The 26,264-nt window shown below is 72.5% G+C and carries 22 protein-coding genes; 5 read left to right on the top strand and 17 right to left on the bottom strand.

Going from position 1 to position 26,264, the window contains the following annotated elements; genetic code table 11:
* Positions 1-5: 5 nt before the first annotated feature.
* The 3 genes from RZ50_RS27840 (at position 6) to RZ50_RS29985 (ending at position 6,799) form a co-directional block, all read left to right on the top strand.
* Entirely contained in the window at positions 6-719 is a 714-nt protein-coding gene (locus tag RZ50_RS27840; protein ID WP_196950153.1) for a response regulator transcription factor, read from the top strand.
* 198 nt (positions 720-917) lie between these two features.
* Entirely contained in the window at positions 918-2,123 is a 1,206-nt protein-coding gene (locus RZ50_RS27835; protein ID WP_196950154.1) for an acyltransferase, read from the top strand.
* A gap of 422 nt (positions 2,124-2,545) precedes the next feature.
* Positions 2,546-6,799: a hypothetical protein gene (locus RZ50_RS29985; protein WP_217680950.1), complete on the top strand. Its 4,254-nt coding sequence runs from the start codon at positions 2,546-2,548 to the stop codon at positions 6,797-6,799.
* A gap of 166 nt (positions 6,800-6,965) precedes the next feature.
* Here the strand turns inward: RZ50_RS29985 and RZ50_RS27825 are convergent, their stop codons facing one another.
* The 14 genes from RZ50_RS27825 to RZ50_RS27760 all read right to left on the bottom strand — a co-directional run bounded on the left by RZ50_RS27825 (position 6,966) and on the right by RZ50_RS27760 (position 21,672).
* Complete coding sequence (locus tag RZ50_RS27825) at positions 6,966-7,850, bottom strand: AfsR/SARP family transcriptional regulator (protein WP_254803079.1); 885 nt, start codon at positions 7,848-7,850, stop codon at positions 6,966-6,968.
* Between the two features lie 391 nt (positions 7,851-8,241).
* Positions 8,242-9,285, bottom strand: coding sequence for an aldo/keto reductase (locus RZ50_RS27820; RefSeq protein WP_196950156.1), 1,044 nt, complete (start codon positions 9,283-9,285; stop codon positions 8,242-8,244).
* Positions 9,285-9,992, bottom strand: a complete 708-nt coding sequence (locus RZ50_RS27815) for an HAD family hydrolase (protein WP_196950157.1) — start codon at positions 9,990-9,992, stop codon at positions 9,285-9,287. The genes RZ50_RS27820 and RZ50_RS27815 overlap by 1 nt, the downstream gene beginning before the upstream one ends.
* 55 nt (positions 9,993-10,047) lie before the next feature.
* A complete protein-coding gene (locus tag RZ50_RS27810; RefSeq protein ID WP_196950158.1) occupies positions 10,048-11,283 on the bottom strand; it encodes a beta-ketoacyl synthase in 1,236 nt (411 codons plus the stop codon).
* On the bottom strand, positions 11,283-11,522 hold the full coding sequence (locus RZ50_RS27805; protein ID WP_196950159.1) for an acyl carrier protein: 240 nt from the start codon (positions 11,520-11,522) through the stop codon (positions 11,283-11,285). The genes RZ50_RS27810 and RZ50_RS27805 overlap by 1 nt, the downstream gene beginning before the upstream one ends.
* Before the next feature lie 10 nt (positions 11,523-11,532).
* Positions 11,533-12,576, bottom strand: coding sequence for a beta-ketoacyl-ACP synthase III (locus tag RZ50_RS27800; protein ID WP_196950160.1), 1,044 nt, complete (start codon positions 12,574-12,576; stop codon positions 11,533-11,535).
* A gap of 4 nt (positions 12,577-12,580) precedes the next feature.
* Positions 12,581-13,627, bottom strand: a complete 1,047-nt coding sequence (locus RZ50_RS27795) for a ScbA/BarX family gamma-butyrolactone biosynthesis protein (protein WP_196950161.1) — start codon at positions 13,625-13,627, stop codon at positions 12,581-12,583.
* A 5-nt stretch (positions 13,628-13,632) separates the two neighbouring features.
* On the bottom strand, positions 13,633-14,859 hold the full coding sequence (locus RZ50_RS27790) for a hypothetical protein (protein WP_196950162.1): 1,227 nt from the start codon (positions 14,857-14,859) through the stop codon (positions 13,633-13,635).
* A complete protein-coding gene (locus RZ50_RS27785; protein ID WP_196950163.1) occupies positions 14,856-15,740 on the bottom strand; it encodes an HIT family protein in 885 nt (294 codons plus the stop codon). Before RZ50_RS27785 ends, RZ50_RS27790 begins: the two co-directional genes overlap by 4 nt.
* Before the next feature lie 34 nt (positions 15,741-15,774).
* Complete coding sequence (locus RZ50_RS27780; RefSeq protein ID WP_196950164.1) at positions 15,775-16,464, bottom strand: DUF6182 family protein; 690 nt, start codon at positions 16,462-16,464, stop codon at positions 15,775-15,777.
* Positions 16,461-17,129, bottom strand: a complete 669-nt coding sequence (locus RZ50_RS27775) for a hypothetical protein (protein ID WP_196950165.1) — start codon at positions 17,127-17,129, stop codon at positions 16,461-16,463. The genes RZ50_RS27780 and RZ50_RS27775 overlap by 4 nt, the downstream gene beginning before the upstream one ends.
* On the bottom strand, positions 17,126-18,034 hold the full coding sequence (locus RZ50_RS27770) for a hypothetical protein (RefSeq protein WP_196950166.1): 909 nt from the start codon (positions 18,032-18,034) through the stop codon (positions 17,126-17,128). Before RZ50_RS27770 ends, RZ50_RS27775 begins: the two co-directional genes overlap by 4 nt.
* The gene (locus RZ50_RS27765) at positions 18,031-20,838 is read right to left on the bottom strand and encodes a PEP/pyruvate-binding domain-containing protein (protein WP_196950167.1); all 2,808 of its coding nucleotides are present in this window, start codon (positions 20,836-20,838) and stop codon (positions 18,031-18,033) included. The genes RZ50_RS27770 and RZ50_RS27765 overlap by 4 nt, the downstream gene beginning before the upstream one ends.
* 396 nt (positions 20,839-21,234) lie before the next feature.
* Positions 21,235-21,672, bottom strand: a complete 438-nt coding sequence (locus RZ50_RS27760) for a MarR family winged helix-turn-helix transcriptional regulator (RefSeq protein WP_196950168.1) — start codon at positions 21,670-21,672, stop codon at positions 21,235-21,237.
* Positions 21,673-21,791: 119 nt separating this feature from the next.
* Between RZ50_RS27760 and RZ50_RS27755 the strand changes: the two genes are divergently transcribed.
* Both RZ50_RS27755 and RZ50_RS27750 read left to right on the top strand, forming a co-directional pair.
* Positions 21,792-22,934, top strand: coding sequence for a Gfo/Idh/MocA family protein (locus RZ50_RS27755; protein ID WP_196950169.1), 1,143 nt, complete (start codon positions 21,792-21,794; stop codon positions 22,932-22,934).
* Between the two features lie 81 nt (positions 22,935-23,015).
* Positions 23,016-24,098 (top strand): methyltransferase, encoded by a 1,083-nt coding sequence (locus tag RZ50_RS27750; protein ID WP_196950170.1) that lies wholly within the window; start codon positions 23,016-23,018, stop codon positions 24,096-24,098.
* A gap of 59 nt (positions 24,099-24,157) precedes the next feature.
* On the opposite strand, the gene RZ50_RS27745 is transcribed toward RZ50_RS27750, so the two are convergent.
* Genes RZ50_RS27745 through RZ50_RS27735 form a run of 3 tightly spaced genes read right to left on the bottom strand, consistent with a single transcriptional unit; the run spans position 24,158 to position 26,255 of the window.
* Entirely contained in the window at positions 24,158-24,541 is a 384-nt protein-coding gene (locus RZ50_RS27745; RefSeq protein WP_196950171.1) for a DUF4440 domain-containing protein, read from the bottom strand.
* Positions 24,535-25,635, bottom strand: a complete 1,101-nt coding sequence (locus RZ50_RS27740) for a Gfo/Idh/MocA family protein (RefSeq protein ID WP_196950172.1) — start codon at positions 25,633-25,635, stop codon at positions 24,535-24,537. The genes RZ50_RS27745 and RZ50_RS27740 overlap by 7 nt, the downstream gene beginning before the upstream one ends.
* A 14-nt stretch (positions 25,636-25,649) precedes the next feature.
* A complete protein-coding gene (locus RZ50_RS27735; RefSeq protein ID WP_308272380.1) occupies positions 25,650-26,255 on the bottom strand; it encodes a dTDP-4-dehydrorhamnose 3,5-epimerase family protein in 606 nt (201 codons plus the stop codon).
* Positions 26,256-26,264: the final 9 nt, after the last annotated feature.

The following is a 26,264-nucleotide window of genomic DNA, read 5'->3' as shown; positions in this document are numbered from 1 at the left end:
CTGGAATGACGAACGTTCTCGTGGTGGAGCGGGACGTCTCCGAGGCCGAGGCCATGGAGCACGGCCTGCGCAGACAGGGCTACACCACGCGGAGCGTGCACACCGGGGCGGGAGCGCTGCGCGCGTACCGCGACGCGGACCTGGTGCTGCTCTCGCTGGAGCTCGGGGACATCGACGGACTGGACGTGTGCCGGTCGGTGCGCAGCGACGCGAACACCCCGCTGATCGCCGTGGCCGACCTGGACGACGAGCTGGGCCGGGTCCTCGCGCTGCGCGCCGGGGCGGACGACTGCGTGGTGAGGAACTGGGGCTTCCGGGAGATCGGCGCGCGGATCGACGCCGTGCTGCGCCGCTCCCGTCGCGGGACGTCCGCGGCGAAGACCATCTCCCTGCGCCCGCTGCACATCGATCCCGGCAGGCGGGAGGTACGGCTGCACGGCCGGCTGGTCCCCGTCACGTCGAAGGAGTTCGAGCTGCTCTACGCGCTGGCCGTCAATCCCGAAACGGTCGTGTCGCGCAGGGAGTTGATGGCGACGGTGTGGGACAGCAACTGGGCCTGCACCAGCCGCACCATCGACACGCACGTCAGCAGCCTGCGGGCGAAGCTCGGCTCCGGCCGGTGGATCACCACGGTGCGCGGCGTCGGCTACCGGATGGGGTACGGCGAGGGGTGCTCCCCCGAGGCGCGGGAGAGGTTCGAGATGCCCGAGGCATCGTAGGCCGCCGTAGCCGGGCGGGCGCCACGGACCGCCCGTGAGCACGGCAGGCAGCAGGAGGCTCCGGCGTTCGCCCATGCGCGGACGCCGGAGCACGCTTCGCAAGGGGGGTGGAGCGGAAAGTGACGGTTCTCACGGATGATCCGCTTGCCCCTCACATCAATGTGAGGGTGTGAGGGTACAAGAGTGGCTACACATGAGTTGACATCAGCCCCTACCGGCACGTCCGGCCGTACGGAGACGGCACCGACCCGCCCCACAGCGAGACAACTCACCTTCATCGGCGCCACCCGCCTGCTGCCGTCCTTCTGCATCCTCGCGTCGCACCTGTCCTTCGAACAGGTCTTCAAGAACAGTGCGGTGCAGGAGGCGTACTACCGCGTCTTCAATCCGGCGGGCTTCAACGCGGTGTCGTTCTTCATCGTCCTCAGCGGCTTCATCCTGACCTGGATCTCCGCAGAGCGCCCGCCGGACCGCGGCTTCCAGGCCCGCCGCCTGCTGCGCATCCTGCCCGTGCACTTCCTGACCTGGGCCGTGATCGTGTGCGCCTTCGCCGCCACCTTCGCCGCCCCCGGCCTGTTCACCACGCTCACCCTCCTGCAGGGCTGGTTCCCGAACCACGACGTCTACTGGGCGGCGAACGCCCCGGCGTGGACCCTGTCGACCGAACTCGTCCTGTACGCGGTGTTCCCGGCCGTGTACAGGTTCCTGCTCCGCCGCGGCGACCGGTTCCTGTTCGGCCTGCTGGCCGGCCTGGTCGCGGTCGTGGTGCTGCTGCCCGTCGTCCTGCAACTCCTGCCGGACAGCACGACCTTCGCGAACGCGGCCTTCACCGAGCGGGGCCACCTCGTCCGCGTCTCCGAGTGGAAGTACTGGCTCGTCTACGTCTTCCCGCTCACCCGCCTCCTGGAGGCGCTGTGCGGAATGCTGATCTGCCTGCTGGTGCTGCGCGGCAGGTGGATCCGGAACGTCTGGGCGCCCACCGCGCTGCTCCTGCTCGCGGTGGTGGTCGAGGAGCTGTGGGCGCCGATCCTGTTCGACCTGACGGCGCTGACGATCGTCCCGATCGTCCTGCTCATCGGCGCCCTCGCGGCCAGGGAGATCGCCCGCTGGCGGGCCCCGGACGCCGCGGAGAACCGCGCCGTCACACGCGTCTCGACCTACGGCAAGTACACCTTCGGCATCTACATGTACCAGTGGGCCTTCATCCTGGTCTGCCAGCGGTACGTGCACCCCTGGGACAACTCCGTCGCCGGGGGCGTGCTGTTCGTCCTCGCCTTCTACGCGCTGTGCGTCGCCGTCTCCATGGCCTCCTACCGCTTCTTCGAGACACCCGTCAACCGCTTCATGAAGCCCGCGATCGCCGCGTTCGCGAAGCGGCGACCGACCACGAGCCCGTCACCGTGACCCACGGCCCCGAGGTCTGACGGACCCGGGAGGAACCACACGGAAGGCCCCGGTGTGCGACACGTCGCACACCGGGGCCTTCTGCGCTCATCAGGGTGAATGCCGCCCCGTTCGGACGCACTGAACGCCATTTGTCGGATTTTCAGAAGACATACTACACCCGTACGGTCACTGTGGGTAGCGGTTCATCTACCGCGTGCGTCCGACCCGCGGTTCCCGCACACACCATCACCACCGTCCAGCACACCGCGTGATGCCGGACCGTCTGATCGAAGGGAATCGTCATGAGGCGCTGTCCACCCACCAGGGGACGCGAGCGAAGACACCGTGGACCGGCCGCGATCCGCGACCGCGTCACCCGGGCGGCGCTCCCCCTCCTCCTCGCGTTCGCCTCGGCGACCGGGTCCTTCGCAGTGCCCGCGGTGGCGCACGCCGCGGACGGTGCCGCGCGCACGCCCGCCGCCCACCGCCCCGCGGCCGACAGCGGCAACGGCCGTCACAACGGCCGCCAGCAGCCCGTGACCCTGGAGAAGACCGGCACCGACCTCGCCACCGGCAGCACGACCCGGACCAGCCAGGGCGGCACCGTCCGCTGGGTGGTCTCCGCGACCAACCCGGACGGCACTCCGGTCAGCACCACGATCACCGACGCGATCCAGGGCGGACCGGGCAGCACTCCCCAGACGCAGACCTACGTGCCCGAGTCCCTCCAGGTGCCCCCCGGCTTCACCAGGGAGTGGTCCACCAACGGCGGAGCGACCTTCTCCGGCACCGACCAGGGCGAGGCCACCAACGTCGTCCAGGCGACCAACCCGAACCTCTCGTCGCCGGCGACCGGCCAGGTGGTCCAGATCCCGCCGCCGTTCACACCGATCAACACGGCCACCGGCGGCGACGGCTTCACCCCCATCCTCTACACCGCCACGATCAACGGCGTCTCCACACCCGAGATCTGGAACATCTACCACCACGGGTTCTCCAACACGGCCAGTGTGGTCTGCACCGACCAGCTCACCAACGGGCCCTGCCCGACCCCGGAAGGAGCCCCCGCCACCTGGCCCCAGGCGCTGAACTCCTCGGTGGCCGGAGAGACCACCGGCGACCTCGGCAGCACCCGCACACCGACCTACGTGCAGATCGGCTCCAAGCTGTACTACGCCGCGATCAGCCGGACCACCCAGGCCCTGATCGGCGTCGGCTGCATCGACCTCCAGGCCCAGGCCAGCTGCGGCTTCACCGCCCTCCAGACCGGCACCGGCCTGGCCATCGGCGGCGTGGTCGAGGCGCCGAACAACCTCATCTACGCGGTCTCCAGCACCGGCGAGATCCTCTGCTACGACCCCGCCACCAACGCCTCCTGCGGCACCTTCACCATCGGCCTGCCGCCCAACGAGGGACAGGAGGCCTTCAGCGGCGACTACGCCGGCATCATGAGGGTCGTCAACGGCAAGGTCTACGTCACCGACAACCAGCTGGCCCCGCTGCCCACGGTGATGTCCTGCTTCGACCCGTCGACGAACGCCGCGTGCACCGGCTGGGCCACCCCCAAGGTCATCGTCACCCCGACCGGTACCGAGGCCGCCCGAGGCGACAACATCTTCGAGATGTACAACACCTCCGGCACCGTCACCGGCGTCTGCTCGGTGGTCGGCGGTGTCGAGGGGGCGGTCACCCCTCCGGTCGGCACCGTCGCCTGCTTCGACTTCACCGGCAACTCCATCGCCGCGCCCCCCGGCCTCCAGACCCTGGTCAGCACCAACGTCGGCCCCGGTGAGGCCAACTTCCAGGTGCCGCTGACCATCACCGCCGCCAACGGGCACCTGGAGACCGAGTTCCCGTTCTGGATCTACCTCAGCATCTCCCCGACCTCCGCCAGCTCCTCGTTCTGCTACGACTGGAACACCCAGGCCCCCTGCACCCAGTACGGCACCAACGGCGTCCTCAACGGCCCGCCCAACGTCAACGGCGGCGACACCAGACCGTACGGTTACGCCTACAACGGCCAGTGCAAGTTCAGCCTCGGCGACACCGGCTACCTGTTCTCGATCGACCCGGTCACCGGAGCCTCGCCCTGCCTGAAGACCAAGGCCCAGGGCACCATCAACCCCTCCGCGTACTACTGCGACGGAGCCACCGGACACGTGAGGTCCTACGGGACGGTCAGTCTCCTCGGCATCGACCCGACGACCGTCGACTTCACCCAGTCCTCGGTGACCGTGCTGACGGCCGGCGGGACCGTCATCGGCACCTTCCCGTTCAACCCCGCCACGGAGACCGCGGACATCTCGTCCGTCCCGACCAGCGACTCGCCGATCCAGGTGGTCGCCAACCTCACCCTGATCAGCGGGGCGTCCTTCACCCCCGGCAACCACCCGCAGATGCAGGTGACCTTCGTCGGCGACGCACCGCAGATCTGCTTCGAGACCACGGTGTCGACCGACTGCTCCGTCACCTCCGTCTCCAACCAGGCCTCCGCCGTCACCAACGGCCAGGCGCCCGTCACCTCCAACACCGTCACCCTCCAGGTGACCCCGGGCGCCCAGTGCACGCCGAGCCTGACGATCAACAAGGAGGTCTGCACCTCCGCGACGGCGTCCGACTGTGTGGACGGCGGCATCGGGCCCTGGGCGAAGAACGCGACGCTCGCACCCGGTGCCACGGCGTACTGGCGGATCACGGTGACCAACACGGGCGCGGTTCCGGTCACCGGCATCACGCTGACGGACAGCGTGTCACCGTCGTGCGTGACCGCCGCCGGAACGTTCGACCTCGCGGTCGGCGCCTCGCACCAGGTGTTCTGCGACCTGGCGAACGTCACGCAGCCCACGGTGAACACGGTGACGGCCACCTTCCCCGGACCGGGCGGCACACCGATCACCACGCCTCCCTCGGAGGCCACGGTGGACGTGCCGTCGTTGACGATCCTGAAGGAGGTCTGCACTTCCACGAACGCCGCCGACTGTGGGGAGGGCGGTAACGGGCCGTGGGCCGGCAGTACGACGATTCCGTCCGGGAACACGGCGTACTGGCGGATCACCGTGACCAACACCGGCACCGTCCCGGTCACCGGCATCACCCTGGCGGACAGCGTGTCACCGTCCTGCGTGACCGCCGCCGGGACGTTCGACCTCGCGGCTGGCGGGTCGCACCAGGTGTTCTGCGACCTCGCGAACGTCACCCAACACACCGTGAACACGGTGACGGCCACCTTCCCCGGACCCGGCGGCACCCCCATCACCACGCCCCCCTCCGAAGCCACGGTCGACGTCACCCCACCGGTCGTACCATCACTCAGCATCAACAAAGAGGTCTGCACCTCCACCAACGCCAACGACTGCACTGACGGCGGCCCCGGCCCCTGGGCGAAGAACACCACAATCACCACCGGCACCACGGCGTACTGGCGCATCACCGTGACCAACACCGGCACGGTCCCCGTCACCGACATCACCCTGACGGACAGCGTGTCACCGTCCTGCGCCACCGCCGCCGGAACGTTCGACCTGGCGGTCGGCGCCTCACAGCAGGTGTTCTGCAACCTCCCGAACGTCACCCAACACACCGTGAACACGGTGACGGCCACCTTCCCCGGACCCGGCGGCACCCCCATCACCACGCCCCCCTCCGAAGCCACGGTCGACGTCACCCCACCGGTCGTACCATCACTCAGCATCAACAAAGAGGTCTGCACCTCCACCAACGCCAACGACTGCACTGACGGCGGCCCCGGCCCCTGGGCGAAGAACACCACAATCACCACCGGCACCACGGCGTACTGGCGCATCACCGTGACCAACACCGGCACGGTCCCCGTCACCGACATCACCCTGACGGACAGCGTGTCACCGTCCTGTGTGACCGCCGCCGGAACGTTCGACCTGGCGGTCGGCGCCTCTCAGCAGGTGTTCTGCGATCTCACCAACGTCACCCAGACCACCACCAACACCGTCACCGCCACCTTCCCCGGACCCGGCGGCACCCCCATCACCACGCCCCCCTCCGAAGCCACCGTCACCGTGAGCGGTGGCGGCGTCCCGTCGCTGGAGGTCAACAAGGAGGTCTGCCAGTCCGGCAAGGCCGCCGACTGCGGCCCGGGCGGGGCCGGACCGTGGGGCAAGGAGGTGACCCTGCGCAAGGGGAACGCGCCCGAGGAGCTGTGCGCCCCGGACAAGTGCCAGGTGTTCTGGCGGATCACGGTCACCAACAACGGCACCGTGGATTTGACCGGCATCACGCTGAACGACGCCCAGGAGCCGTCCTGCGTGGTGGCGGCCGGGACGTTCGACCTGGCGGCGGGGCAGACGACGACGTTCTTCTGCTCCAGCCTGATCAGCGAGGACACCGTCAACACCGTCACCGCCTCCTACGTGCCGCCGAACTCCCCGCCGGGGACCCAGCCGGTGACCACGCCGCCGTCCTCCGCGCTCGCCCGGTGCCTGCCGCCGTGCGAGAAGGAGAAGTGCCACGACCACGGTCACAAGCCCGGCCATGACCCGTGGCTGTACGACGACATCATCGGAACCGGCGGCGACCCGCTGGCCGGACTCGACTTCGGGGCGCTGCCGGCAGCCGTCCCGTCGGTCCTGCCCTACATCACCCTCGGTCCGGCGCTGACCGGCCTCGGTCCGCTGCTGCCCCTCCTGGCCGCGCCGCCCGGGGTGAGCCAGTGGATCTGATCCGGCCGGACCGGCCCTGACGGGCCGAGGGCGGTGGCCCGGGAGGAACTCCTTCCCGGGCCACCGCCCTTTCTGCGGGCTCCGCCACCGACGCGCACGGCCTGGGCGCAACCGTGTACGGCCCGCCCGCTGCCCCGGCGTGACGATCAGGAGCAGCGGGCGGCGGTCACATGAACGGTCGGACGGACCCCTGGAGGTCCTCCAGCCGGTCGTCCGCGGTGAGGACGGCCTGGTGGACGGCGCGCAGGGCGACCCCGGGATCGAGCCCGAGGTCACGGCGGAGGGTGTCCCTGGCCACCTGGTAGACGCGCAGCGCGTCCGCCCGCCGTTCGGACCGGTAGAGCGCGAGCATCAGCTGCCGGTAGAAGGATTCCCGGAACGGGTGATCCGTCGTCAGCGAGAAGAGCGGCCCCACGATCTCGCGGTGCCTGCCGAGTGCGAGATTGGACTCCAGCATGATCTCGATGCATTCCAGTCGGAACTCTTGACACCAGGTGGCGAAACCGCTGACGATTGGTCCGTCCCTCAGACTCCCGAGTGCTGGTCCGCGCCACAGGCTGAGTGCCCTTTTGAATTCCACGACGGCCCGCTCGTGCTCTCCGTGCGAGACGTGATTGCGGGCTTTCCTCACCCGCCGCTGGAACACGTCGACATCCCGTTCGTGCGGGCCCAGGTCCAACCCGTATCCGGGGTGGCGGGTCTCTATCCTGCTGCCCGTACAACCGGCGTCGACCAGGAATTTTCTGAGCTGGGATACGTAGACGTACAAGGCCGCGGTGGCCCGCAGCGGCGGGTGCTCGCCCCAGAGTTCGGTGATGAGTTCATCGATTCCCACGGTCCGTCCGGCTCGCGAGAGCAGTGTCGCGAAGAGGATTTTGACCTTCCGGGCACTGACCGATCGCCGCTGATCACCGCAGTTCACGCAGACGGGGCCCAGGAGTTCGAAGGTCACTGGACGGGTTCTCTGCGCCACGACGGCCGCCGGCGGAAAGTCCGGAACGAGGACGTCGCTTCCGGCGCTTGAATCCATAAGCTGCAAGTCGTTGTACATGTGCTTACTCCCCCGCCTCTTGCGCACGTGTTGCGAGAATAGCTGCTGACTGGCGTTCCTGTTGGGTTCCGGACAAGCGGGCAGCGCCCGCCCACCCGGTGGGGCCGCGCGAACCGGTCGGCGCGGAACCCGGGTGTCAGGAATCGGTGAACAGCTCGCGGAGGTTGGTGCGCAGGCCGGGGAAGCGGCCTGCGCGGGGGGCCCGGGTGATCGGGCTCCCCGCGCGCGGGCCGGAGTCCTCCACAGGCGGTGCCAGGAGGCGGGTTCGGACGATCGGGAACTGAGGGAGCGCACTCCCGGGCGTCACATCGTTCAAGAAATTCTCACTTTCGGTCATGCCGTGACCAAATTACGGCAGAACCAAGGCTCCCTGTCCCAACTAAAGCCTCCCTTAAGTTCGTTGACCTGCGGTTTCGCCGCCCGACGCGCGTAGAGAGGCGAAGGTCAGCCCTGCGTGGCGGGGCCCGGCGACCAGCCCGCCGAGCGGTAGCAGCTCGGCCAGCTCCTCCTCGGTGAGGCGCAGGGTGGCGGCGCCGACGTTCTCCTCCAGCCGGTGGAGGGCCCGCGTTCCCGGGATCGGGACGACCGCGACGCCGTGCACGGCGGCCCGGTGGTGGACCCAGGCGAGCGCGATCTGTGCCGCGGTGACGCCCCGGGCCTCCGCGATCCGGTGCAACGGGGCGAGCAGCCCGAGGTTGTGCCGGCCGTTCTCCCCGGCGAAGCGCGGCATCGACCGGCGGAAGTCGCCCTCGGAGAGCCCGTCGACCGTGGTGAACGAACCGGTCAACAGGCCCCTCCCCAGCGGCGAGTACGGCACCATGGCCACACCCGCCTCCGCCGCGACGGGGACGACGTCCTCCTCCACGTCACGGGAGAACAGCGACCACTCGGACTGCACGGCCGCGATCGGGTGGACCTCCAGCGCCTCCCGCAGCTGCGCCCCGCTGACCTCGGACAGCCCCAGGTACCGGACGCTCCCCCGCTCCACCAGCTCGGCCATCGCGCCGACCGTCTCCGCGACGGGCGTGCGGGGGTCGATCCGGTGGGCATAGTAGAGGTCGATGGTGTCGACGCCCAGCCGACGAAGGCTGGCCTCGACCGCCTTGCGGATGTACGCCGGCGAGGTGTCCATCCCCCGGTAGTGCGGGTCGGTCGCGCTGCGGACCAGGCCGAACTTGGTGGCGATCACGACCCGGTCGCGGTTCGCCCGCACGAACGGGCCGAGCAGCTCCTCGTTGTGGCCGGTGCCGTAGCTGTCCGCGGTGTCGAAGAGCGTGACGCCGAGCTCCAGCGCCCGGTGGAGGGTCCGCACGGACGCGTCGAGGTCGCTCGGGCCGTAGAACTCGCTCATCCCCATGCAGCCGAGGCCCTGCACCCCCACCTGCGGCCCGACCCGGCCCAGCCGGGTGCTCGGCAGCATCCCTGGCCCGGTCATCAGGCCCGGTCCGACCAGAGGGTGCCTGCGGCGAGCTCCTCGTCGACCGCTTCGAGCAGTTCGAGGTCGATCCCCCGGATGTCGTCCACCGAGTACCGCACGCCGGTCGCCTCCATCTCGGCCCGCTGGAAGTTGTGCGGCAGGGAGGCGGGGACACCGACGAAGCCCGCCCCGAGGGCCTTGGTGACCTCGGCCACCCGGTTGATGTCGTCGACGAAGAGGACCTCGTCGAACTCGTAGCGGAAGATGTCCCGGACGATCTCCTTGGTGCCCGGCCGGAAGTCGTTGACGTCCACGTACGGGATCTCCGCGTCGAAGTACTCGGCCAGGTGGCCCAGGTACTTGTCGAAGGTGTACTCGCGGGTGCGGCCGCCGTAGCAGACCACCCGGGCTCCCGTCTCCCGCAGCGTGGCGAGGAGTTCCTCGGCGCCCTCCGTCACCTGGACCGGGTTCTTGCGCAGGTAGGCCTCCCGCTCCTCGAAGAACGCCGCGATCGTCTCCCGCGCCGACCAGGGCAGCTTGCACGCGAGCGCCATGTTCTGGCCCGCGGCCAGCTGCGGCGAGCCCCACACGCCGCGCTCGACCTCGGCGGTGTAGCGGCCGCCGTGCTTGGTGACGAAGCGCTCGATGACGGGGCTGTAGGTGTCGTTGAGGAGCACCCCGTCGCTGTCCAGTGCGATCAGTCGGATCTTCTGCAGCTTGCTCATGTCCACTCCCGGTGGTCGGTCACATGGTCAGTCGGATGGTTGGTCAGGTATTCGGTCAGTCGGCGGTCAGGACGAGGGCGGCGTTGTGGCCGCCGAAGCCCAGCGAGGTGCTCACGGCGACCTCGATCACGGCGCTGCGCGGCGCGCCGTACACCACGTCGATCTCCAGCTCGGGGTCGAGCCGGGCGAGGTTGGCGGTGGGCGGAACGCTCCGGTGCTGGATGGCGAGCGCCGTGAACCCGGCCTCGATCGCGCCGGCCGCCGCCAGCGCGTGCCCGGTGACACCCTTGGTGGAGGTCACCAGCGGGCCGTCGCCCAGGACGCGGTGGAGCATCCGGCCCTCGGTGACGTCGTTGAGCGGGGTCGACGTCCCGTGGGCGTTGACGTGGTCGACGTCGGAGGGCCCGAGCCCGGCGTCCGCCAGTGCCGCGCGCAGCGCCTGCTCGATCCCGCGGCCGTCCGGGTCGGGGGCCGTGGGGTGGTGGGCGTCGGTGGCGGCGCCGTAGCCGCGCACCACCGCCCGGGGCACGGCGCCCCGGGCACGGGCGTCCGCGATCCGCTCCAGCACCAGCACGCCCGCGCCCTCGGCGGCGACGAAGCCGTCGCGGTCCGCGTCGAAGGGGCGCGAGGCCGTCGCCGGGTCGTCGGTCCGCCGGGACAGCGCGCCCATCCTGCTGAGCCCCGCCATGGCCAGCGGTGTCAGCGCGGACTCGGATCCGCCCGCCAGGACCACGTCGCAGGCCCCGGAGCGCAGCAGCTCCCGCGCGGTGCCGACGGCCGTCGTGCCGGAGGCGCAGGCGGTCGCCACGACCTGGCTCGGCCCCCTGGCCCCGATGTCGATCGCCACCTGGCCGGCGACCATGTTCACCATCGACATCGGGATCAGCAGCGGCGAGACCCTGCGGGGCCCGCCGTCGAGCAGGGCCCGGTGCTGGCGTTCGACGGTCTGGACGCCGCCGAGCGAGTTGCCCAGGACCACGCCCACGCGGGCGCCGTCCCAGGTCGCCGGGTCCCAGCCCGCGTCGTCGAGGGCCTGCCGGGACGCGACGATCGCGAGCTGGACGAACCGTTCCAGCTGCCAGGCCGAGAAGCCGCCCAGCAGTTCCTCGGGGTCGAAGCCGGGCACCCGGCAGGTGAAGTCGACCGGCCAGCCCCGGAGCGCCTCGTCCGGAGCCGCGCGGGAGACTCCGGAGGTGAGGCCGTCCCAGTTCTCCTTGACGCCGATCCCGGCGGGGGTCACCAGTCCGAGCCCGGTGACCGCGACTCCGAACGCCTCCGCCCGGCCCACCATCAGAGCGACGCCCCCTTGGCGGCGACCAGTTCGGCGGCGTCGCTGATGGTCATCTCGTTGGTCAGCTCGCCGTCGTCGATCTCGACGCCGAACTCGGTGTCCAGGATGAGGCCGAGCTCGATCAGGACGAGGGAGTCGAAGCGGAGCGCGGCGAACGTGACGTCCGGCTCGATCGCGGCGCGCTCGACCTTGAACTGGGCGGACAGGACCTCGGCGATCCGCTCTTCGATCGCATTCATCTCGTTCTCCTCACAGGTGGGAATGCTCTGCTGGGCCGTCCGGGGCCGAGGCGTCGAGCCGGGGCCAGACGAGTGCGACGGACCCCCAGGTGAGGCCGCCGCCGAAGCTGGCCAGCACGACGCGGTGACCGGGCCGGATCCGGCCCCCGGCGACGCCGTCGGCCAGGGCCAGCGGGACGGAGGCGGCCGCCGTGTTGCCGACCCGGTCGATGTGGCGGACGAACCGTTCGACGGGCACGCCCAGCCTCGTGGCGACGGCCGCCAGGATGCGGGCGTTGGCCTGGTGCAGGACGAACCGGTCGACGTCCTCCAGCGGCCAGCCGGCCCGCTCGGCGGTCTCCCGGATCGAGGCCGCCATCCGGAGCACGGCCTCGTGGAAGACCGCGCGTCCCTGCATGGTGAAGTAGACGTCCTCCGCCCTGGTCGGCAGACCGGCGGACCGCTGACGGGAGCCGCCGCCCGGGATGCCGAGCAGGTCGCTGCGGGAGCCGTCACTGCCCAGGCCGATCCCCAGCAGGGCGCCCTGCTCCCCGGCCCGCCCCGGGCGCAGGACGACCGCTCCGGCGCCGTCGCCGAAGACGGCCCGCATCCGGTGGTCGGCCGGGTCCAGGATGGTCGAGAACGTGTCCGCGCCGATCACCAGGACGGTGCCGGCCGTGCCGGCGGCGATCAGGCCTCCGGCGGTCGCCAGAGCGTAGATGAAGCCGGTGCAGACGGCGGCCACGTCGAACGCCGGAATGGCGCCCAGGCCGAGCCGGTCGGCCACCTCGGGAGCGGTCGCCGGGCACAGCCGGTCCGGTGTGCTGGTCGCGAGGACCAGCGCGTCGACGCGCTCCGCCCCCGCCGACGCCAGTGCCCGCCGTCCCGCCTCGACCGCGAGGTCGCCGGTGGACCCGCCCGGGGCGATCACGTGCCGCTGTCTGATGCCGGTACGGCTGTGGATCCACTCCTCGTCGATGTCGAGGGAGGCCACGAGGTCCCGGTTGGTCAGCACGGTCGGGGGCACCCGGCCTCCCAGCCCGGCCACCACCGCCGCTCCTGCCGCCTCGCTCATTGGATCACCCCTCCCGCTCGCCGGTCGCGGACGGCAGGCCGGGGACGGGGGCCAGCACCGCCGTCATCCGGGCGATGTCCGCGCCGCCCTGGTGGAACGTCATCTCGACCGGTGACGGCCCCTCCGGCGATCCGCCTCCCCCGGTGCGGACCGCCGTCATGGTGACCGGCGCGTCCAGCTCCGCGAAGGCGGCGAAGGAGGCCGACAGGCCGACCAGTACCGTCCGGTCCGGCGTGCCCTCGCCCCGGGCGTCGACCGCCAGCGCGGCGAGCTGACGCGCCGCCTCCATCAGCACCATCCCCGGGACGTGGTCCTGCGCGTGGTCGAAGAGGCTCGGGTTCTCGACCGGCACGCGCAGGGCCGCCCGCACGCCGCCCCCGTCGGCGACGGCGTCGAGCAGCAGGGTGTCGGTGCTCCTCGTACGGCCGACCCGGGCGGGTGCGACCGGCTGCCCGGCGGTCACCGGAAGCCGTCCGTCGGACCTCGGCGGCGGGGTCGGGCGCCCGCGCGACCGGACCTTCGCGTAGGCGTCGGGCGCGAGGTAGCCGACCTCCATCCGGACCGCGCCGATCGCGGTGCCCGCGACGCGCAGCTCGAAGTCGTAGTCCAGGCTGTGGAGCCGTCCCCCGATCCGCCGGGGGTTCCCGGTGACGACGGCCATCCGCAGCTCGGACGGGCCGGAGGGGGCGGCAGCGGCGGCCCGGGCCGCCTCGGCGGACAGGTCGACGGAGCAGCTCCGCAGGATGAAGCTCGACGCGGCGTCCACGCCGAAGAAGGCGTGCGCGGCGTAGGTCTCGGCCTGCCGGCAGCACTCCAGCAGCAGCATCGGATCCGGGCAGCGGCCCGCGGGCCCGGTGCGTCCGGTGTAGTGCGGATGCGTCCCTGGCAGGAGCGCCGCCGCGACGAAGTTCTCCGGCCCGACGGGGCGGGCGTCGGTGAGGAACACCTCCGAGGGGTTGTGGCGGTGGACGGTCGTCCGGTCGACGGTGCGCTCGACGCTCAGCCGGGCCGCGGCTGTCAGGAGGCCGGGGACGGCTTCGGCCGTCGGCACGCCGGTCATCCCACACGCTCGCGGAGGGCTCGGGGGGCCTCGGTGCGGCCCGTCACGACGCCCAGCAGCTCGGCCACCGGCACCTCGGGATCACGGCTCATCAGTTCGGTGGCGACCTGGTAGGGGTCCGCGTAGCCGCGCCGCCCCGCGAGCGGGGCCAGGTGGCGTCCGACGGCGTCGACCTCCGCGGCCGTCATGCGGCCCTGGCCACCGTCGCCGTGGGCCGCCAGCAGCGCGCTCGCGCGGCGGGCCCAGCGCCGGAGGTGGCGCAGCGAGAAGGACTCGCGGGCCGTGCGGCCCAGACCGGCCACCAGGTAGAGCCGGAGCCCGAGCCGGAACGCGTCGGGGCCGAACTCCTCGATGAGCGGCCCGGCGAGCGCACCCATGGTGTGGTCCCGCCAGCCGCCCGCCCGGGTGGACTGGACGACCCCGTTGACGGCCACCCGGGGCACCTCGAAGAGCCTGACCTCGACGCCCAGCGCGCGGAGCACGTGCGCCACGGTCTGGTAGTCGGTGCGCAGTTCGGTGTCGTGGGCGAGCACCACCAGGTCGTGGCCGTCCAGCAGCGGGACCAGTTCGCGGAGCAGGTAGAGCAGGTAGTTCGCCTGGCCGTCCGCGCCGACGACGACGCGCAGCGGCAGCCCCGCGGCGGTCGCGTCCAGGAAGACCGGCGCGCCGGGGACGGCGGGCCTGACGCACAGGTCGCGGCGGACCAGGAGGTCCAGGACCTCGGCCTCCGGCGCCGGCTCGGGGCCGGTGCGGCCGAGCTCGGGGTCGAAGAGCCCCAGCAGCCGGTAGTGGCCCTCCCAGAGGTCGAGCAGCCGCGCGCTGACCGGGTGGGTCCAGCCGTCCTCGGCGCGTCGCACCATCGGTTCGATCGCGGCGTACGGGAGCCGTTCGGCCCGGTGGTAGGCGGAGTACAGCTCGCCGATGTCCTCCTCGCCGAGCGCCTCGTACGCCAGGTCGGGGTGGTGCCGGTCCAGGTGGTCCCAGAAGCCGGCCACCTGCCGGCTGCCCGCGTACGTGGCGTGCCGGTAGAGGAAGGTGACCTCGGAGAAGGTGGCGGTGGCCCGGTGGAGCAGGTCCAGGGAGAGCAGGTACTTCAGGTGGGTCGGGGTCAGCGGCTTGGTCGGGCTGACCGTCACCGGCGCCAGCAGGATCCGGCGGCCGCCCGCGCGCCCCTCCGCGGCCGGGGGCCCGGACGGGGTCGGGGCCAGGGTCGGGGGGGTCACCGTCGGGCCTCCGTCCGCTCCATGGCCTGCCTGACGCGTCCGATGACCTCCTCGGCCTCGTCGTGGGTGCAGTGGCCGGGGTCCGCCATGAAGGTCCGCCCGGGGGTCTGGCCCTCGACCCGGGGCACCATCCACAGGTGGAAGTGCTCGGTGCCCTCCATGCAGGAGAAGATGTGGATCCGGGACGCTCCGGTCGCCTCCTTGAGCGGAGCCGTGAGCCGCCGGACCAGGGGCCCGAGCGTCGCGGCCTCGACGTGGTCGAAGTCGGCGTAGTCCAGGAAGTGCCGCCGGGACTCGATCAGCAGGGTGCCGGCCGGCCAGTACGGCGTGGGCCCGTGCCCGACCCGCCAGGTGCCGTCGTCGACGAGGTGGCCGCCGGGCGGCACCGGGAACCCGGCCCAGGCCGGCACGGTGTTGCCCTCGTACTTCCCGCAGATGAGGCACTGGTGCTGCCCGTCCGGGGAGCGCCCGTTCAGCAGGCGGCTGAACGGGTACCGGACCCGGGCGAGCGGTTCCACCTGCGCGTGCCGGACGTACCAGGCGTCGAGGGCCGCGGCCGCCGCGGCCGGGTCGGCCGGGCCGCGCACCGGGAGGGCGGCCCAGCGCTCGCGCGCCTCGTCCTCGGTCAGGCCGCTGAGCTCGGCGAGGTCCTGCCACGAGCCGCCGCGGGTCCGGACGTAGCCCGCGACCGCCTCCTGGACCAGCGGCACCTCGGTCTCCAGCAGGGACCACAGGTGGGCCGCCAGGCCCTCCTTCTCGGCGGGGGCGGCGCCGATGTCCTCGGCGGCGACGGTGAGCCGCAGGAGCTCCGAGAGCCGCTGCAACTGCTCGGACAGCGCGACACGGGCGACGTCGGCCTCGGCGAACTCAGGGGCGTCCATGTGTCCTCTCCTTCGAGGGTCGGTGGGGCGATCGTTACGGGTGGGTCTCGGGGGACAGCCAGGTGTAGAGGCGCAGTCCCGGGGCGCCGCCGGGGGCGTAGTGCACCCGCGCGTAGGCGGGCCCGGTGCGGGCGGCGTCGGCGTCGAGGTCCGGACGGTGGATCAGGCGCAGCGGCTCACCGGCCCCCAGCCTGCCCCGCAGGACCGATTCGGCCAGGGTGTGGTGGAGGTGCACGAGGTACTCGGCGAGGGTGAGGTCCCGGATGCCGACGTGGAGTTCGCGGTACGGGGTGGTGCCGTCCTCGCCGTGCGGGAACTCCACGACCTCGGGCAGCGGCGGCAGTTCGCCGCTCACCGGCTTGAGCAGCCGGGTCGGGCCGGGCAGCCGCCCGGACGGGAACGGCCCGAGCCAGGCCGTGCCGCCCCTCCCGGCCACCAGCCGCGCCGGGCTCCGCCCGGCCAGGTTGGCCGGATTGCCGAAGAGGAAGCGGGCCCTGGTCCAGGAGCGCCGCCACGCCTCGGCCTCGTCCTCGGCCAGCCGGGCCGCGAACTCCCGTGCCCCGTCGACGAGTCCGGGCAGGTCCAGGTCGCGCAGCACCACCAGCACGGTGGTCTCCGCCGTCTCCTCGGCCGGCGTGGACGGCGGCTGCCGTCCGACCCAGGCCGAGCGTTCCGCGAACAGCTCGGCGAGCCGTTCCTGTCTCCGGTGGTCCGTGGGGTTCACAGCGCCGCCGTCGCCTGGAGTCCGGCGAGGACGGCCGCCATGACGGACTCGGGTGGTTCGGTCCCGTCGATGACCGTGAGCGGGAGGTCGGCGACCTCCGCGAGCACCGCCGTGCGCAACTCGGACTGCAACCCGATGAAGTTCGCCTCGCTGGCCGTGGTGCCGTAATGCTCGAAGGCGTTGATCCGCAGCCCTTCGCCGCTGCGCGCCCAGGCGTCCTCGGGGGGCACGTCCAGGTAGAGCACGCCCCTCGGCCGCGGGAAGGAACGCCACTGGTCGAAGATCGGCTGGTGCTCCACGCCGAGCAGACGGCACTTCGCGATCAGCTTGTAGTAGTACGAGTCGACGATGAGCGGCTCCGGGCCGGCCGAGCGGGCCAGCTCGTCCCGCAGGTGCAGCACGATCGGGTGCAGGACGGAGAGCACGAGCTCGTCGGAGTACCGCTCCCCGGCCCGGGCGAACGCCTCGTCCACCCAGCTGCGCCGCAGTCCGCGGATCAGCGGGTACCGGTCGAGGTAGCGGTCGTCGTAGGACACCACCCGCCAGCCGTGGTCGTCGTGCAGGCGGTCCAGCACGGTGGACTTGCCGGCGAAGTCCGGTCCGAGCAGGGTCCAGAACCCGTTCGTCCCGAACAGGTCGCCTTCGGGCAGCGCATGACTGGTCACCCTGCTCCTCCTCTGGTCAGCCAACCAACGGCCAGGAAACTCGTGTACATCGCCGGCAGGTACGCGATCGCGAGAGGCCTCGGCCAGCGCGCGGAGCCGCGGGCGAACCGCACGGCCGCGACCGCCGGGAGGCCGGCCGGGGCCGCCACCAGCCAGCCCCAGCCGTACGCGGCGCTGCCCGGATCCCACGGCCGGAGGGCCACCAGCACCACGGCGGTGGACAACAGCGCGGCGGCGACCGCCGTGCCGGACGTGCCGGCCGGGCCCAGCACGGTGGCGTAGGTCCGCTCGCCCGCTCCTGGGCGGCGGGTGGCCTTGCGGCCGAGCTCCAGGCAGAGCCCGCCGAGGGTGGCCGCCACCACCGCGGTCAGGCCGGAGAGGCCGGGCCGCAGGTGCTCCGAGCGCAGGAAGCCCGCGTACACGTACAGGCTCAGCAGCGGCTGGATCGGCAGGTTCACGGCGAGGTGCAGCAGCAGCCGGTCCCCGGAGGGCCAGCCCCACAGCCGGTCCACGGTCATCACCACCACCGTGTAGCCGAGCTGCCCGGCCAGGGCGAGGAGGACCACTCCACGCCCCGCGTTGAGCAGCAGCAGGGCGGCGATGCCCACGACGACCAGCACCACCAGGTCGCGTTCCCGGACGAGCCCGCTGGGCAGGGGCCGGCCGGGGTTGTACCGGGCGTCGTAGTCGTGGTCCCGGAGGTCGTCGAGGGCCCGCAGGAGCAGCATGTCGACGACCATGGTGACGGTCGTGACCGCCAGCGCCCCGTCCGGTCGCCACCGCTCGGACGCCCCGGCGACGCAGGCGAACAGGGCGGTCAGGCCCAGGGTCCACGAGACCATCAGCGGCAGTTGGACCGCCGGCGGGTAGGCCGCCCTGACGTAGCGGCCCAGTCGTCCGATCACGACGCGCCGTCCAGGATCCGTACGGTGCCGGCGGCGCCGTCGACCTCGACGAGGCTGCCGTCCTCGATCAGGCTGGTGGCCCCGGGCACCGCCACCACCGTGGGGATGCCCAGCAACCGCCCGGTGATGGCGGTGTGCGACAGCAGGGTGCCCCGCTCCACCACCAGGGCCTTCGCGGACATCATCAGGAACAGCCAGCCCGGGTCCGTCTCGCGGGCGACGAGGATGCGGCCCTCGCACTCCTCGGCGGTCGTCGACGGGTCGAGGACGACCTTGGCCCGGCCGCGCACCGTGCCGGAGCTGGACGCCAGTCCGGTCAGCATTCCCGGGGCCGCGGCGGCCCCGGGCGTCGCCGTCGCCTCCGTACCGCCCGCCGCACCGCGCACGGAGGCGAGGGCGAGGGCCAGCGGCAGGCGGGGATCGGTCTCCAGCCGGACCGGCAGCCGGTTCTCCTCCGTGCTCCAGCGGGCCCGCTCGGCCGCGCGCACGGCCGCCAGACCGCGCAGGTCGGCTCCGGGCAGGGTGCCGTCGAAGGCGCCCAGGACCTCGTCGACCGTGAGGTCGTGGATGTCCGTCGGCTTGTCCAGGCGCCCCGTCTCGGCCAGGCCGGTACCGAGGTTCATCAGCAACGTCCTGGTGTCGCCGAAGAGTTGGCTGCGGCAGAAGCGGGTGTCCTCGCGAATGCGCATCAGCGAGCGCATCGCGCCGAAGAGCCCCTTCAGCACCGTCCGCTTGAGCGGGTTGCGGCAGCGCTCCCGCAGTTCCTCCTCCGCCCGCCGGCGGATGTCCCGCCCGGTGGCGCGGTTCGCCTCGACGGTCAGGTTCTGCCGGACGAAGGCGCGGACGGTGTTCAGGACCGTCCACGGTTCCTCCCGCGGGGTGACGGCCTCCAGCTTGAGGTCGTGCATGCCGCGGTCCCCGTAGCGGTGGACGTGCTCGCGCAGGGCCTCCCCGAACTCGGCGCCGTGGCGGCCCTCGGTCAGCTCCTCCCACTGCGTCTGCGGCTCGCGCTCCGCCATCACGGCGTCGCGCAGGCCGGGGGTGGCGGCGACGGTCTCGGCCAGCGCGATCGCCGAGTTGAGGGCCGCCGCGGACCGGTTGTCCGGGCCGCCGACCAGCATCCCGTTGAGCAGGTTGCGGTCCGAGCCCGGCAGCCAGCGGCGCAGCAGGCTGTTGGTCGCCCAGGACGCGGTGAACAGGAAGACGCCGTTGACCAGGGTGACCCCCCAGCGGCGGCCCACCTCCGTCCACAGCTCCTGATAGGCCTCCAGCGCCTCGTGCGGGGGCAGCTCCGACGCGTCGGCGAGCCGCTCGTGGTACTCGTCCCACCAGCGCACGAAGCCCCGGACCCGCAGCGGATGGGCCGCGAACCGGCCGGCGATCTCCGTGAGGTGGACGGTGTTGGCCAGTCGGGTGCGCCACCGCCCGCCGGGCTTCGCGGCGGGCCGGTCACCGCCGTCGGGGGCCAGCCCCAGGGACTGCTCCCAGGTGGACCACAGCGGCCGGAAGCAGCGGATCTGGCCGTGCAGCCGGTACCAGGAGTCGAGCCGGTAGTAGACCCGGCCGTCCAGGTGGCCGACCATCCGGCGCAGCCGCGACCGGTTGCCGCGCAGCGTGCGCGCGGACACGCCCATCCGCCGGTACAGGTCGGTGAAGCCGACCTCGTACAGCTCGCGGGCCACCGAGTAGGTGAGCGCGCAACTGACGTGGGGGAAGCTCTCGGTGACGTTGTTGTTGTCCCACACGATCGCCTGGACCGGTCCGCCCTCCGGCGCGGCCGGCCGGGGCGGGGCCGCGATCGGCCGGGCCTGGACGAGGTGGATCCCGCCGTCCGCGGTGATGGTCCCCTCGATGTCCTGCGGCACGCCGAAGTACTCCTGGACGTCCAGCGCCATGGCGGTGATCCGGTGCACCTCGTCGTCGGTGAGCACCGGCAGGCCGGCCTGCCGTTCGTCGAGGGTCAGCGGGACGGGGCCCTCGTCGGGCCGCTCCGGATCCCAGCCGACCGCCCGGGACTTGGCCACCACCTGCGCCTCGATGCTCCGGGACCGGGGCTCGACGAAGAAGTGGTCCACATCGGCCTTCTCCTGGACCACGCCCTCGCCGATGCCGTGGGCGGCCGCGATCACGCAGCGGGCCGAACCGTCGCGGGGGTCCTGGGTGAAGGCGACGAACGAGCGGGTGCCCATGGCCATCCGCTGGACGCCGACGGCCACCCGCGCCGCGAACGGGGCCAGGCCCCGCCGCGCCCGGTACAGGACCGCCTCGGTGTTGAACGCCGAGGCCCAGCAGTCCACCACCCGGTCGGCGAGCTCGGCCCGCCGCACGTACAGGAAGCTGCTGCTCAGCCCGGCGAACGGGTCCTGGGCCGAGTCCTCGCCGCCCTGCTCGCCGGGCTGCGGCACCACACAGGCCCTGACCGCCACCAGCCCGTCGGGGCCGGCGAGTTCGTCGAAGCGGTCGGCCAGCGCCTGGCGCAGCGGCTCCGGCAGCCCGATGCCCTGGACCTGCCGTCGGAGCTCCTCGGCCCGCCGGGTCAGCTCCGCCGGGGACCAGGCCTCCGCGCCCCCGGGGCCCTCCGGCCGGGCGTCCGCATCGCCGACGACCTGGTCGAACACCGGCGCCGGCACGCAGACCAGCGGCGGCACCGGGAACCCCGTCTCCGCCATCATGGCCTGCCGGGCGAACTTGTGGCCCACCAGCTCCGGATCCGCGAGCTCCGCTCCGTCCTCGGCCAGCCACCTGCTGCGCGCCGACGGCTGGTCGGCCCGCTCGCGCTCACTCCGGGTCAACGGACGTACCACCGGACCTCCTTCGTCGGCGAGGTGCGCTCTGCCTGTCGCTCGTCCGCGATCCGCGGACGAGGACAGGCTTACGGCCGGAGCTAAAGCCGCTGCCTAGGTCCGCCCAAAGCCGACCTAAAGCCGACGGGCCCGACAGGCCCGACGGGTCGCCGTGAAGCGCCACCGACGCCTGGTCGAACGGCGAGTGACGCCACGTCGACGGGAACGGTGGCGATCATCCGGCTGCCCGCCCCCGTCCGGCACGGAGGCGGTGCACACGATGTGGGCGACCTCGTGGTCGCGACCCCGATGTTCCACAACAGTGCTCTCGAAGGGAGCCGTCACCGTGGCAGAGCCCCTTGACGAGGCACCGGCAGCCCGGGGCGCAGGCCCTGGGCCACTGCCGTGTCGCGGCGGCTACAGCCGGTCGAAGACGGAGCGCAGTGTCTCGAACTCCTGCGCGGAGAGCCCCTCGGTGAGGTGGCGGCGCACGGCGGCGTCGAGGACGGGCCGTACGGCGGTGATGGCCTCGCGGCCGGCGTCGGTGAGGGTGACGGTGACGCCGACGGCGCGTTCGCGGGCGACGAGTCCGCGGTTGCCCATGCGGGTGAGCTGGTGGGAGATGCGGGTGCGGTCCCAGCCGAGTTCCGCGGCGAGTTCGCTCTGGCGCAGCGCGCCGCCCGCCCGGTTGAGGTTGGTGAGGATCGTCAGGTCGGGCTCGGAGAGGCCGACCGCCTCGGCGGTGTCGGCGACCACGCGGGCCCGGACCAGCTCGTGGGCGCGCTTGAAGGCGCACCAGAGGTCGACGGGCTCCGGCGTGGCGGCGTCCGCGACACCCTCGCTCGGCGTTGACATATCAACGCACCTCTTTCTAGTGTTGAGATGTCAACGCTAACAGACGGCTGTGTCCTCCCCCAGCCCCTGTCGGCCGCTGTGCCCACCCTTCTCATCCGACAGAGAGCAGGCTGCGCATCATGAACACCTCCCCGTCACCGCTCGCCGCATCGGCCCGCTCCGGCAAGCCGATCGGCGTCGGCATCGTCGGACTCGGGGCCTCCCCGGGGAGTTGGGCCGAACGCGCCCACCTGCCGGCCCTGCGCGCCCTCCCCGGCTACGAGTTGAGGGCCCTGAGCGCGAGCTCCAAGGAGTCGGCGGAGCTCGCCGGGCGCACGCACGGAGTGCCCCGCACCTTCGCGACGGCGGCCGAACTGGCCGCCTCCGACGAGGTGGACCTGGTGGTCGTGACGGTGAAGGCGCCCCGCCACCGGGAGCTGGTACGGGCGGCACTGGACGCCGGCAAGGCCGTGCTGTGCGAATGGCCGCTGGGCACCGGACCCGCGGAGTCCGAGGAGCTGGCGCAGCTGGCCCGCGCCGCCGCCGTGCCGACCGTCGTCGGCCTCCAGGCCCGCTCGCACCCGACCGTCGCCTACGTGCGGGACCTCGTGGCCGACGGCTACGTCGGGGAGGTGCTGTCCAGCACGGTCGTCGGCTCCGGCGGCCACTGGGGCGCCACCGTCGACCCCCGCAGCCGGTACGTGCTGGACGCGGCCAACGGCGTGTCCCTGCTGACCATCCCCTTCGGCCACACCCTCGACGGCTTCGCCTCCGTCCTGGGCGAGCCCGAGGAGCTGCGGATCCGGCTGGCGTCCCGGCGCAGGTTCGCGGTGGACACCGAGAGCGGCCTGCCCGTCCCCGTGACCGTCGCCGACCAGGTGGTGGCCTCCGGACGGCTGCCGGGCGGCGCGGTGGCCGCCTTCCACTACCGCGGCGGGACCTCCCGGGGCACCGGCTTCCGCTGGGAGATCAACGGCACCGAAGGCGACCTCGTCGTCACCGCCCCGGTCGGCCACCTCCAGCTCAGCCCGCTCACCCTCCAAGGCGGCCGCGGCCAGGCCACCGGGGTCGCTCCCCTGCCGGTGCCCGAGTCGTACGTCCGCGTCCCGGGCCTGGACCCGGCGGTCGATTCCAACGCCTACGCGCTCGCCCACGCCTACCGGCAGTTCCTCGACGACCTGCGCGAAGGCACCTCGGCCGTACCCGACTTCGCCCACGGCGCCGCCCGGCGCCGCGGCATCGAGACCGCCATCGACAAGGAGCTGTCCGACACGACCGGGTGAGGCGGCGCTTCGACCGGTCCGGCTCCGGGCAGTCTCCGGGCGGAAGTTCGGACGGAGACGGCAGAGGCGACGGAGGTCGGCATGCGCGAGGACGAGGACAGGACCATCGACGACCGGACGGGCGGCGGGGCCGGCGGTGACGCCGGCACCGGCCGGGACGACGGGCTCCGCCGCTCCGCCGCCTTCCTCATCGACGAGGCCCTCGGCTTCCTCTTCCCCGCCGCACTGCGCGCCGCCGCCGACGTGGGGGTGGCCGACCACCTGGTGGGCGGCCCCCGCACCCCCGCCGAGCTCGCCGCCGCCACCGGCACGGACGCCCGCGGCCTCCACCGGGTGCTGCGCCTGCTCGCCACCCGGGGTGTGGTGGCGGAGGACGAGCAGGGCCGCTTCGCGCTGACCGACGCCGGCCAGGCCCTGCGCTCCGACGCGCCGTACTCGGCGCGCGCGGCCGTGCTGATGCTCACCGACCGGACCATGTGGCGCCCGGCGGGCGAGCTGACGCACTGCCTCACCGAGGGCACCACAGCCTTCGAGGGCATCTTCGGCATGCCGTTCTTCGACCACTTCGCCCAGGACGAACGGACCGCCGCCGTGTTCCACGTGGGCATGGCGGCGATGTCCGACCCGGAGAACGCGCTCATCGCGGCCGCCTGCGACCTCCCGCGCACCGGCACGGTGGTGGACGTCGGAGGCGGCCACGGCGGCCTGCTGCTGGAGGTGCTGCGCCTCAACCCCGACCTGGAGGGCGTCCTCTACGACCAGGCGCACGTGCTGGCCGGCCACCGCCTGGGCTCGGACAAGGAGATCGCCGACCGCTGGACGCTGGCGGAGGGCGACTTCTTCACCGCCGTGCCGCCCGGCGACGTCCACCTGCTCAAGCGGATCACCCACGACTGGGACGACGACCGCTGCGTGACGCTGCTGGAGCACTGCCGCCGCGCCCTGAACCCCGGCGGCCGGGTCCTGGTCCTCGACGCGGTGGTGCCCCGGGGCAACGACCCCCACCAGTCCAAGGCCCTGGACCTGATGATGATGGGCTCCCTCACCGGCCGGGAACGCACCGAGGCGGACTTCGCGGAGCTGTTCGCCCGGGCCGGACTGCGCCTGTCCCGGGTCCTCCCGACCCCGACGGTCCTGTCGGTGGTCGAGGCCGTGGCGAACTGACGGATCGTCACGACGTGAGGGCGACCGGCCGCGGCCGGTCGCCCCTCACGCGTCCGGGGTCAGTCCGCCAGCATGGTGTTGGCGGCGAGCAGCAGGCGCCACTCGCCGTCGTCGAAGGTGAAGGTCTGGGCGGTCAGGAAGTGCTGGCGGAAGCCGGGCGGGGAGGACTCGAAGGTCGAGTCCAGCACCAGCACCGCGGTGCCGTGGTCGAGGTCGACGGTCCTCGCCAGTTCGACGAAGCGCGCCGTCAGGCCGAGGCCGAACACCATCCCGATCTGGGCGCTGATCGCGGCCTTGTCCCGGTGGAAGGCGCCGCTGGGGTCGATTTCGAGGGCGTCCTCCCGGTAGAAGCCCATGGTCGCTTCCAGGTCGCGGGCGTGGAAGGCCTCGTCGCGGAGGCGGATGGTCTCGTCGAACAGGTCCACACGGGCTGCGCTCAACATGAACTCTCCTTGTGCGGGGAGGGGTTGGCGGCGGCCGAGCGCAGGATCGCGTCGAGCGTGCCGAGGACGGACAGCTGGTCGGCCAGGGTGCCGGCGTGGGCGACGGCGCCGAGGTCGCCGTCGAGGACCGCCGAAGTCAGCGCCCGGGCCAGGTGGTTGAAGGAGCTCTTGAAGACCGAGATCCGGTTGTCGACCTCGACCTGGTCCACACCGGGCGGGTGCAGGACCGTCCGGGTGCCGCTCGTCGTGGAGATCCGCAGCTTCCCGGTCAGGCTGAAGTGCGCCTCGCCCGCCGTGCCGAGGACGTCGACGTCCAGCAGGGTGGTGGCCGCCGCCGCGGCGCTGGCGGAGACCAGCGCGGTGGTGTCGGCCGCCCGCAGCAGCGCCGAGAACGCCGAGTCCGCGGTCACCGGCCGGAGTGCGCCCTCGCGGTCGCGGCGGAACGGGACGACGGGGTCGACGGAGCCCGCCACCGCCTCCCACGGCCTGCGGCCGAGCAGGAAGTCCACCAGGTCCACCAGGTGGCTGCCCATGGCCAGCCGCACGCCGCCGCCGCGCCCGGCGTCGAACTGCCAGGCGTGCAGGACGTCCTGGGACAGCTGACCGACGCCCTGCTGGTGGATCCGGACGAGATAGGGGCGGCCGAGTTCGCCGGCCGCCAGGCTCTCGCGCAGAGCGGACAGGTAGGGGTTGAACCGCAGTTGGTGGTCGACGAGGACCAACTGCCCGTCGGCCAGCGGGATCCCCATCAGCCGCCGCAGCGCCTCGGCGTCGCCCCCGACCGGCTTCTCGACGATGATGTGCCGCCCCGAGGCCGCGGCCGCCGCGAAGTGGTCGTAGTGGTGCTCGTTCGGGGAGGCGACGCAGATGACGTCCAGCGTGCGGTCCTCGCAGAGCGCGCGGTAGTCCTCGTACGCGGTCGGCACGCCGACCTCGGCCGCGACCTCGCGCGCCCGCGCGGGGCTGCTGCCGGCGATCGCCACCACGTCGGCCCGCCCCGTCGAGGCGAAGCCGGGCAGGTGGGTGCGCACGCCGACGCCGGTGCCGATGATGCCGACCCGCAGCCGCCGCTCCCCCGTCGCGGGCGCCGTCACGACTCCTCCCCCGCTCACCGGGCGGTGGCGCGGTAGTGCGCCAGGCAGTCCTCGTAGCGCGGCAGTTCGCCGTGCTTCACGAGCCACGCCAACGACGGGGCGCCGTTGTCCCGTTCCGAGAGGATCGGTTCGGCGCCGCCGAGCATCCCCCGCCAGTCGACGCCGAGGTCCGGGTCGAGCGGGTGGACGCCGAACTCGTTGGCGGGGTCGTAGGGCGCCGAGCAGAGGTAGAAGGCGGTGGCGCCCTCGGTGAGGGAGACCATGCCGTGCCCGACGCCCTCGGGGAGGAAGACGATGCGGAACTGCTCGTTGTCCAGCGGCACCGTGTCGTAGGTGCCGAAGGCCGGTGAGCCGAGCCGCAGGTCCGCGATGACGTCGACCATGGCGCCGTTCAGGCAGCAGACGAACTTGGCCTGCCCGGGCGGCAGGGTGAAGTGCACGCCCCGCACCACGTTGCGCCGGTTGACGGTGCAGTTCACCTGGGCGACCTCCAGCCGCCGCCCGGTCGCCTCGGTCCACCACTCGCGGCGGAGCAGTTCGAGGAGCGCGCCCCGGTCGTCGGGGTACTCGTCCGGGGTGAACTCCAGGGCACCGGGGACGGCGAGCTCACGAATCTTCACGGGACCACC

It is taken from the genome of Kitasatospora sp. SUK 42 (assembly GCF_015776785.2).
In the GTDB taxonomy this organism is placed as follows: domain Bacteria; phylum Actinomycetota; class Actinomycetes; order Streptomycetales; family Streptomycetaceae; genus Kitasatospora.
The sequence above is the reverse complement of the archived record's forward strand: the minus strand, read 5'-3'. Positions and strand labels throughout refer to the sequence as shown.